Origin of the sequence: Candidatus Culexarchaeum yellowstonense (assembly GCF_024707025.1) — an archaeon.
In the GTDB taxonomy this organism is placed as follows: Archaea; Thermoproteota; Methanomethylicia; order Culexarchaeales; family Culexarchaeaceae; genus Culexarchaeum.
The window spans coordinates 1-3,427 of sequence record NZ_JANGFQ010000241.1 but is presented as its reverse complement, the minus strand read 5'-3'; the positions used below and the strand labels follow the sequence as shown (position 1 = coordinate 3,427).

General features: G+C 41.3%; 5 protein-coding genes. 3 read left to right on the top strand and 2 right to left on the bottom strand.

Annotated elements, in window-relative coordinates:
- The first annotated feature begins 343 nt into the window (after positions 1-343).
- Entirely contained in the window at positions 344-691 is a 348-nt protein-coding gene (locus MRT15_RS12035; RefSeq protein ID WP_304330534.1) for a PaREP1 family protein, read from the top strand.
- 164 nt (positions 692-855) lie between these two features.
- Here MRT15_RS12035 and MRT15_RS12030 read toward each other — a convergent pair whose 3' ends face one another.
- On the bottom strand, positions 856-1,143 hold the full coding sequence (locus MRT15_RS12030) for a DUF6364 family protein (protein ID WP_304330533.1): 288 nt from the start codon (positions 1,141-1,143) through the stop codon (positions 856-858).
- A gap of 281 nt (positions 1,144-1,424) precedes the next feature.
- Between MRT15_RS12030 and MRT15_RS12025 the strand changes: the two genes are divergently transcribed.
- Complete coding sequence (locus MRT15_RS12025) at positions 1,425-2,417, top strand: amino acid--tRNA ligase-related protein (protein WP_304330532.1); 993 nt, start codon at positions 1,425-1,427, stop codon at positions 2,415-2,417.
- Between the two features lie 62 nt (positions 2,418-2,479).
- On the opposite strand, the gene MRT15_RS12020 is transcribed toward MRT15_RS12025, so the two are convergent.
- Positions 2,480-2,896 (bottom strand): 7-cyano-7-deazaguanine synthase, encoded by a 417-nt coding sequence (locus MRT15_RS12020; RefSeq protein ID WP_304330531.1) that lies wholly within the window; start codon positions 2,894-2,896, stop codon positions 2,480-2,482.
- A gap of 185 nt (positions 2,897-3,081) precedes the next feature.
- Between MRT15_RS12020 and MRT15_RS12015 the strand changes: the two genes are divergently transcribed.
- Positions 3,082-3,427: ThiF family adenylyltransferase (locus tag MRT15_RS12015; protein ID WP_304330530.1), on the top strand; the 346-nt coding region annotated here is incomplete at its 3' end.

The window sequence follows — 3,427 nt, the reverse complement described above, 5'->3', positions numbered from 1 at the left end:
ACACTTCCTAAAGGGGATGGTGTAAAGCCTTCTATTCATCACTTCCACCGTATTCATCTCCTCCCTTACGTCCTCCAATTTCTTTATTATAGGCTTAATCTTCTCTTCAGTCACTATTTCAGCTATAGTCCTAGAATCTTCTTAATTGGCATGGTAACGGTATTTTATATGGTCTTCGATAAAGTCTTCACCCATCGCATCATTAATTTAATGGCAAGCCTCTATTTAATAGTGCATTTAAGGCTTCTAAATAACTTATTTAATTGAGCATTTTGACTGACTTAACATTACGGGGGTAAAGCTTATTTTCAGCTAAGCTAGAGAGTTGTTGGTTGATGTGGGTATGGAGCTTGATGCTAAGCAGTACCTTGAATATGCTCTAAAATATTTGGTGGAGGGTAAATCTCTCACCGATAAAGATCCTGTTCAAGCCAGTGAGAAGCTGTATAAAGCTGCTGAGGAGGTTGTGAAAGCCTTCACAGTACACTTCAATTTAACTGACATGATTAGGAGGGTTGATGAGAGGGGTAGGTGGACGGCCACCGAACTTGAGAAGGCTGTTTTAAGGATATCTGGGAAATTGGGTGAATGGCTCTTCGATTCATGGGATAAAGCATGGACTTTACATGTTTGGGATTCCATGAAGCTAAATTCGACATTGAAGATGTTGAGAGGAGACTGCCAGCCATAGAGAATCTGGTTTTAGAAGCTCAGAAGATAATACGTGAACGGTAATAATTTAGAGCAATTTAAATCATAAACTCGGAAACAATTTGCATAATAACATTCCATGGAGCAATGTAGTCCAATACAACCTTCACCGAGACGCTGGCATCCATATTAGAATACTTTTCATCATTCTTGAGAATTGGAAATGCCATTCACTCGCCCCTCCCTCAATTCCCTCACCACTTTAGTTGCATCTAAACCTTTAGGCTTATTTCTCGTGATCTCAAGTTTTGTTGTAGGTTCAAGTTCTCCCAAACCCAGATCATCACAAAGATTTCGAGCCCACCTCTCAAACACTAAACTCTCAAAATATTCTTCAACAATCTCACTCAAACTAATCCCCTCAAGAGTGGAGAGCTTTTTAACTTCACTTAACAACTCTTCATCAATACTTAAAGTGAGCTTCCTCTTCACCATCTACATCTATACATCATTATTATGGTATCTAACGTATATAAAGTTGCTCTACAGCATACGCTAAACAGTTATCTGATAATTAACATTATTATGCTATCCGTTCTATTTTAGCTGTTAGGGCTCCTTCTATCCACTTTAACTTCATAAGCATCATGCCACTTAAGCTAACTATTCTATTTCGTAAATCTTTTTGAGGTCATGGACTTCAAGATGGAAAGTTTTTTTAAGTCTGAGATAACTAAAATGTGGTGGGCATCTCCCTCCCTCGGGAGGGAGGAATGCTCGGAAAGATTGCTTTGGCTGAGAATAGGGATAGGGTGAGGTTCTTCAAAACTAGGGAGATGCAAGCGATCGTTAGAGTTGAGGCAGCTGTTTTGAAGGGGTTGAGAAATTACTTTGAGGGGGAGGGTTTTGTAGAGATCGTTGTTCCACATATAACTAAGGCTACTGGGGCGTGTGAAAATATCTCCACATTGTTTGAGCTCAATTATTTTGGTAGGAGGGCATACCTTTCACAGACAGGTCAACTATTCCTCGAAGTAATGTCGCCGATATTTGGGAAGGTTTGGTGTACGATACATAGCTTTAGAGCTGAACCTGAAGTTGATAATAGGCATCTAACTGAATTCACATTGATGGAGATAGAGTTCCTAGGCAACTTAGACCAATTGATGAGGTATGAGGAGGAAGCAATATACTCCGCTGTAAAAGAGGTTTCAAAGCTCGATGAAGACCTCGAAGTCCTAGGAGTTGATGAGGGGCATTTGAAGATGTTTAGACCACCATATAAGAGGATTACATACTCTGAGGCTATAGAGACTTTGAAGGAATTCAACTTAAAGTTTGGAGATGATTTGAAGAGCATACATGAGAAGAGGCTTGCGGAAATCTATGGTCCAGTCTTCATAACACATTATCCGAAGGAGATAAAGTTCTTCAATATGAGGGAGAATGATGAAGATCCAAGGATAGTTAACAGCGTAGACTTAATCCTACCATTGGCTGGAGAAGCTGCTGGAGGGGCTGAGAGGGAATTTAGATATGAAAGGCTGATTAAGAGGTTGAGGGAATCGACAATGCTCAAAATGCTAATGGAGAGGGGAGGCTCTGAGGAGGATTTCGACTGGTACCTAGAATTCTGGAGGGAGCATGAAGGCACACTACACTCCGGCTGTGGAATAGGGGTTTCAAGGGTTGTGCAATCAATAATAGGGAGCAGTGATATAAGAGCTGCAACAGCATTTCCAATGAATAGGAACAATCTCTTCTAAAATTCCCTCATTTTTTCCTACATAGAATTTCACATCCCACAATATTCCCCCTAAATTAGCCTTCATCTAACACCACATTTCCCCAGCCTGCACTTATCAGACACTATTGGATGTACGTTGTAAATTGTCCTATCAGCTATTCCAGCTTCTATGAAAGCTCTATGCCTCTCCCTACATGAATCGCAGTTACCGCAATGAGCTTCGCCTGATAGGTAGCATGACCATGTTTCAAATATCAAGTCTCCTGCAATCTCATATCCACGTTTGAGGTTCTCAGACTTCGAAAGCCCCTCCCTAGCTGGACTCCAAATCTCAATCTTCCTCTCTCCCACAGGGAAGTGTGCTACCCTAACAACTTCCTCGAATGCCCTTGCTGTGTCGGGTGTATTGTCTGGGAAGCGTGGCTCCATGGCGTCGCCTCGTGGCGCTATATCATCTAACTGTGCACCATATATTACAATGCCAGCACCTATCGTCAAAGCATGTTTATTTCATACTGAGATTGTATGCATGCATAATTTTCTGATTCTTAGAGAATGAGATGGGCTGAGCGTAGACTTAGGACTGAAAATTCAATCTTCCTTATTAACGCTACAGAACATGGTAATTGGATAAACCCTTTTATCTTATAAGTGTGTATGTTAAATAGAGTTAGGGTGGCATCATGGCTGAACTAACTAAATATGATTTGGAGAGATATGATAGGCAGATCAGGATAAACGGTTTTGGGGAAAGTGGTCAGAGGAGGCTGAAGAGTGCAAGAGTCCTCATAGCTGGAGCTGGAGGACTTGGATTCCCAATATCAGTCTATCTCGTTGCAGCCGGCGTTGGAACTGTTAGGATTGTTGATTGTGAAAATGTGGAGCTGAGCAACTTAAACCGCCAACTCCTACATTGGGATAGGGATATTGGGAGGAGGAAGGTTGAATCTGCACGTGAAAAACTCCGAGAGATAAATCCAACTGTGAATGTTGAAGTATATGATGAGGTAATAACTGACGATAACGCTT

Coding starts and splice junctions, on each gene's coding strand:
- MRT15_RS12025 (WP_304330532.1), top strand. CDS start 1,425: ATGCTCGGAAAGATTGCTTTGGCTGAGAATAGGGATAGGGTGAGGTTC.
- MRT15_RS12035 (WP_304330534.1), top strand. CDS start 344: ATGGAGCTTGATGCTAAGCAGTACCTTGAATATGCTCTAAAATATTTG.